Origin of the sequence: Pseudomonas sp. SDI, from assembly GCF_003105155.1 — a bacterium.
Taxonomy (GTDB): domain Bacteria; phylum Pseudomonadota; class Gammaproteobacteria; order Pseudomonadales; family Pseudomonadaceae; genus Aquipseudomonas.
In genome coordinates this window covers 1-5,568 of sequence record NZ_QETK01000059.1, presented here as the reverse complement: position 1 = coordinate 5,568, position 5,568 = coordinate 1, and the positions used below count along the sequence as shown (strand labels likewise).

The 5,568-nt window shown below is 51.2% G+C and carries 2 tRNA genes and 3 rRNA genes; all 5 read left to right on the top strand.

The window, feature by feature from the left end:
- Positions 1–347: 347 nt before the first annotated feature.
- Positions 348–1,884 (top strand): 16S ribosomal RNA (locus DCO48_RS22390).
- An 85-nt stretch (positions 1,885–1,969) separates the two neighbouring features.
- Positions 1,970–2,046: transfer RNA gene (locus DCO48_RS22385), tRNA-Ile, on the top strand.
- A 10-nt stretch (positions 2,047–2,056) separates the two neighbouring features.
- Positions 2,057–2,132, top strand: a tRNA-Ala gene (locus DCO48_RS22380).
- A gap of 247 nt (positions 2,133–2,379) precedes the next feature.
- Positions 2,380–5,270, top strand: a 23S ribosomal RNA gene (locus DCO48_RS22375).
- Between the two features lie 138 nt (positions 5,271–5,408).
- Positions 5,409–5,524: ribosomal RNA gene (rrf, locus tag DCO48_RS22370) — 5S ribosomal RNA — on the top strand.
- Together the 16S, 23S and 5S rRNA genes with 2 tRNA genes alongside form the textbook arrangement of a ribosomal RNA operon.
- Positions 5,525–5,568: the final 44 nt, after the last annotated feature.

Genomic DNA, 5,568 nt, shown 5'->3' with positions numbered 1-5,568 from the left:
AAAAAGGCAGTTGACAGCAACGTTAAGTTCTGTAGAATTCGCCTCCCGCTGACGAGAGATCGTAGCGAGTTAAGCGTTTGAAGTTAAACAGGAAATTCTGAAAAACTTCAAAATAAACGCTTGACAGACACAGAGGAAAGCGTAGAATGCGCGCCTCGGTTGAGACGAAAAGCTCTTAACCAACCGCTCTTTAACAATCGAATCAAGCAATTCGTGTGGGTGCTTGTGAGCTCAGACTGATAGTCAAAAAGATTATCAGCATCACAAGTGGCTATACGAGAAATCGAATAGTTCATTTTGAGATTGCTGAGCCAAGTTTAGGGTTTTCTCAAAACCCAAGCAGTATTGAACTGAAGAGTTTGATCATGGCTCAGATTGAACGCTGGCGGCAGGCCTAACACATGCAAGTCGAGCGGATGAAGAGAGCTTGCTCTCTGATTCAGCGGCGGACGGGTGAGTAATGCCTAGGAATCTGCCTGGTAGTGGGGGACAACGTTTCGAAAGGAACGCTAATACCGCATACGTCCTACGGGAGAAAGCAGGGGACCTTCGGGCCTTGCGCTATCAGATGAGCCTAGGTCGGATTAGCTAGTTGGTGGGGTAATGGCTCACCAAGGCGACGATCCGTAACTGGTCTGAGAGGATGATCAGTCACACTGGAACTGAGACACGGTCCAGACTCCTACGGGAGGCAGCAGTGGGGAATATTGGACAATGGGCGAAAGCCTGATCCAGCCATGCCGCGTGTGTGAAGAAGGTCTTCGGATTGTAAAGCACTTTAAGTTGGGAGGAAGGGCAGTAAGCGAATACCTTGCTGTTTTGACGTTACCAACAGAATAAGCACCGGCTAACTCTGTGCCAGCAGCCGCGGTAATACAGAGGGTGCAAGCGTTAATCGGAATTACTGGGCGTAAAGCGCGCGTAGGTGGTTCGTTAAGTTGGATGTGAAATCCCCGGGCTCAACCTGGGAACTGCATCCAAAACTGGCGAGCTAGAGTAGGGCAGAGGGTGGTGGAATTTCCTGTGTAGCGGTGAAATGCGTAGATATAGGAAGGAACACCAGTGGCGAAGGCGACCACCTGGGCTCATACTGACACTGAGGTGCGAAAGCGTGGGGAGCAAACAGGATTAGATACCCTGGTAGTCCACGCCGTAAACGATGTCAACTAGCCGTTGGAATCCTTGAGATTTTAGTGGCGCAGCTAACGCATTAAGTTGACCGCCTGGGGAGTACGGCCGCAAGGTTAAAACTCAAATGAATTGACGGGGGCCCGCACAAGCGGTGGAGCATGTGGTTTAATTCGAAGCAACGCGAAGAACCTTACCAGGCCTTGACATGCAGAGAACTTTCTAGAGATAGATTGGTGCCTTCGGGAACTCTGACACAGGTGCTGCATGGCTGTCGTCAGCTCGTGTCGTGAGATGTTGGGTTAAGTCCCGTAACGAGCGCAACCCTTGTCCTTAGTTACCAGCACGTTATGGTGGGCACTCTAAGGAGACTGCCGGTGACAAACCGGAGGAAGGTGGGGATGACGTCAAGTCATCATGGCCCTTACGGCCTGGGCTACACACGTGCTACAATGGTCGGTACAGAGGGTTGCCAAGCCGCGAGGTGGAGCTAATCTCACAAAACCGATCGTAGTCCGGATCGCAGTCTGCAACTCGACTGCGTGAAGTCGGAATCGCTAGTAATCGCGAATCAGAATGTCGCGGTGAATACGTTCCCGGGCCTTGTACACACCGCCCGTCACACCATGGGAGTGGGTTGCACCAGAAGTAGCTAGTCTAACCTTCGGGAGGACGGTTACCACGGTGTGATTCATGACTGGGGTGAAGTCGTAACAAGGTAGCCGTAGGGGAACCTGCGGCTGGATCACCTCCTTAATCGACAGACATCAGCTGGCTTATAAGCTCCCACACGAATTGCTTGATTCATTGAAGAAGACGATATCGGTAACAGCTCTTAACTGGGTCTGTAGCTCAGTTGGTTAGAGCGCACCCCTGATAAGGGTGAGGTCGGCAGTTCGAATCTGCCCAGACCCACCAGTTTCTTGTTGGGGCCATAGCTCAGCTGGGAGAGCGCCTGCCTTGCACGCAGGAGGTCAGCGGTTCGATCCCGCTTGGCTCCACCACCCCCTACCGCTTGGTAGTGCTACCGTGTCAAAGCTTAGAAATGAATATTCGCATCGAATATTGATTTCTGAACTTTTTCAGAATCGTTCTTTAAAAATTTGGGTATGTGATAGAAAGATAGACTGGACAGCACTTTCACTGGTGTTTGTTCAGGCTAAGGTAAAATTTGTGAGTGACTCTTAAGAGTTTTGCGAATTTTCGGCGAATGTCGTCTTCACAGTATAACCAGATTGCTTGGGGTTATATGGTCAAGTGAAGAAGCGCATACGGTGGATGCCTTGGCAGTCAGAGGCGATGAAAGACGTGGTAGCCTGCGATAAGCTTCGGGGAGTCGGCAAACAGACTTTGATCCGGAGATCTCTGAATGGGGGAACCCACTCAGCATAAGCTGAGTATCTTGTACTGAATACATAGGTGCAAGAGGCGAACCAGGGGAACTGAAACATCTAAGTACCCTGAGGAAAAGAAATCAACCGAGATTCCCTTAGTAGTGGCGAGCGAACGGGGACTAGCCCTTAAGTGGCTTTGAGATTAGCGGAACGCTCTGGAAAGTGCGGCCATAGTGGGTGATAGCCCTGTACGCGAAAATCTCTTAGTCATGAAATCGAGTAGGACGGAGCACGAGAAACTTTGTCTGAATATGGGGGGACCATCCTCCAAGGCTAAATACTACTGACTGACCGATAGTGAACCAGTACCGTGAGGGAAAGGCGAAAAGAACCCCGGAGAGGGGAGTGAAATAGATCCTGAAACCGTATGCGTACAAGCAGTGGGAGCCTACTTTGTTAGGTGACTGCGTACCTTTTGTATAATGGGTCAGCGACTTATATTCAGTGGCGAGCTTAACCGAATAGGGGAGGCGTAGCGAAAGCGAGTCTTAATAGGGCGTTTAGTCGCTGGGTATAGACCCGAAACCGGGCGATCTATCCATGGGCAGGTTGAAGGTTAGGTAACACTGACTGGAGGACCGAACCGACTACCGTTGAAAAGTTAGCGGATGACCTGTGGATCGGAGTGAAAGGCTAATCAAGCTCGGAGATAGCTGGTTCTCCTCGAAAGCTATTTAGGTAGCGCCTCATGTATCACTGTAGGGGGTAGAGCACTGTTTCGGCTAGGGGGTCATCCCGACTTACCAAACCGATGCAAACTCCGAATACCTACAAGTGCCGAGCATGGGAGACACACGGCGGGTGCTAACGTCCGTCGTGAAAAGGGAAACAACCCAGACCGTCAGCTAAGGTCCCAAAGTCATGGTTAAGTGGGAAACGATGTGGGAAGGCTTAGACAGCTAGGAGGTTGGCTTAGAAGCAGCCACCCTTTAAAGAAAGCGTAATAGCTCACTAGTCGAGTCGGCCTGCGCGGAAGATGTAACGGGGCTCAAACCATGCACCGAAGCTACGGGTATCACTTAGGTGATGCGGTAGAGGAGCGTTCTGTAAGCCTGTGAAGGTGAGTTGAGAAGCTTGCTGGAGGTATCAGAAGTGCGAATGCTGACATGAGTAACGACAATGGGAGTGAAAAACTCCCACGCCGAAAGACCAAGGTTTCCTGCGCAACGTTAATCGACGCAGGGTTAGTCGGTCCCTAAGGCGAGGCTGAAAAGCGTAGTCGATGGAAAACAGGTTAATATTCCTGTACTTCTAGTTATTGCGATGGAGGGACGGAGAAGGCTAGGCCAGCTTGGCGTTGGTTGTCCAAGTTTAAGGTGGTAGGCTGAGATCTTAGGTAAATCCGGGATCTTAAGGCCGAGAGCTGATGACGAGTTGCCTTTAGGCGACGAAGTGGTTGATGCCATGCTTCCAAGAAAAGCTTCTAAGCTTCAGATAACTAGGAACCGTACCCCAAACCGACACAGGTGGTTGGGTAGAGAATACCAAGGCGCTTGAGAGAACTCGGGTGAAGGAACTAGGCAAAATGGCACCGTAACTTCGGGAGAAGGTGCGCCGGTGAGGGTGAAGGACTTGCTCCGTAAGCTCATGCCGGTCGAAGATACCAGGCCGCTGCGACTGTTTATTAAAAACACAGCACTCTGCAAACACGAAAGTGGACGTATAGGGTGTGACGCCTGCCCGGTGCCGGAAGGTTAATTGATGGGGTTAGCTAACGCGAAGCTCTTGATCGAAGCCCCGGTAAACGGCGGCCGTAACTATAACGGTCCTAAGGTAGCGAAATTCCTTGTCGGGTAAGTTCCGACCTGCACGAATGGCGTAACGATGGCGGCGCTGTCTCCACCCGAGACTCAGTGAAATTGAAATCGCTGTGAAGATGCAGTGTATCCGCGGCTAGACGGAAAGACCCCGTGAACCTTTACTATAGCTTTGCACTGGACTTTGAATTTGCTTGTGTAGGATAGGTGGGAGGCTTTGAAGCGTGGACGCCAGTTCGCGTGGAGCCATCCTTGAAATACCACCCTGGCAACTTTGAGGTTCTAACTCAGGTCCGTTATCCGGATCGAGGACAGTGTATGGTGGGTAGTTTGACTGGGGCGGTCTCCTCCTAAAGAGTAACGGAGGAGTACGAAGGTGCGCTCAGACCGGTCGGAAATCGGTCGTAGAGTATAAAGGCAAAAGCGCGCTTGACTGCGAGACAGACACGTCGAGCAGGTACGAAAGTAGGTCTTAGTGATCCGGTGGTTCTGTATGGAAGGGCCATCGCTCAACGGATAAAAGGTACTCCGGGGATAACAGGCTGATACCGCCCAAGAGTTCATATCGACGGCGGTGTTTGGCACCTCGATGTCGGCTCATCACATCCTGGGGCTGAAGCCGGTCCCAAGGGTATGGCTGTTCGCCATTTAAAGTGGTACGCGAGCTGGGTTTAGAACGTCGTGAGACAGTTCGGTCCCTATCTGCCGTGGACGTTTGAGATTTGAGAGGGGCTGCTCCTAGTACGAGAGGACCGGAGTGGACGAACCTCTGGTGTTCCGGTTGTCACGCCAGTGGCATTGCCGGGTAGCTATGTTCGGAAGAGATAACCGCTGAAAGCATCTAAGCGGGAAACTTGCCTCAAGATGAGATCTCACTGGGATCTTGAATCCCCTAAAGGGCCGTCGAAGACTACGACGTTGATAGGTTGGGTGTGTAAGCGCTGTGAGGCGTTGAGCTAACCAATACTAATTGCCCGTGAGGCTTGACCATATAACACCCAAGCAATTTGCGTCGAATGAGCAGATTGCGGTGTTGTGAAGACGAAACGAACCGAAAGTTTGCGACTCACACTTGATATCACATACCCGATTTGCTGGAACGCCGAAAGGCGCGCTGGCTACAGAATTTCTTGACGACCATAGAGCATTGGAACCACCTGATCCCATCCCGAACTCAGTAGTGAAACGATGCATCGCCGATGGTAGTGTGGGGTTTCCCCATGTGAGAGTAGGTCATCGTCAAGATTAAATTCCGAAACCCCTATCTGCTAAGCAGGTAGGGGTTTTGT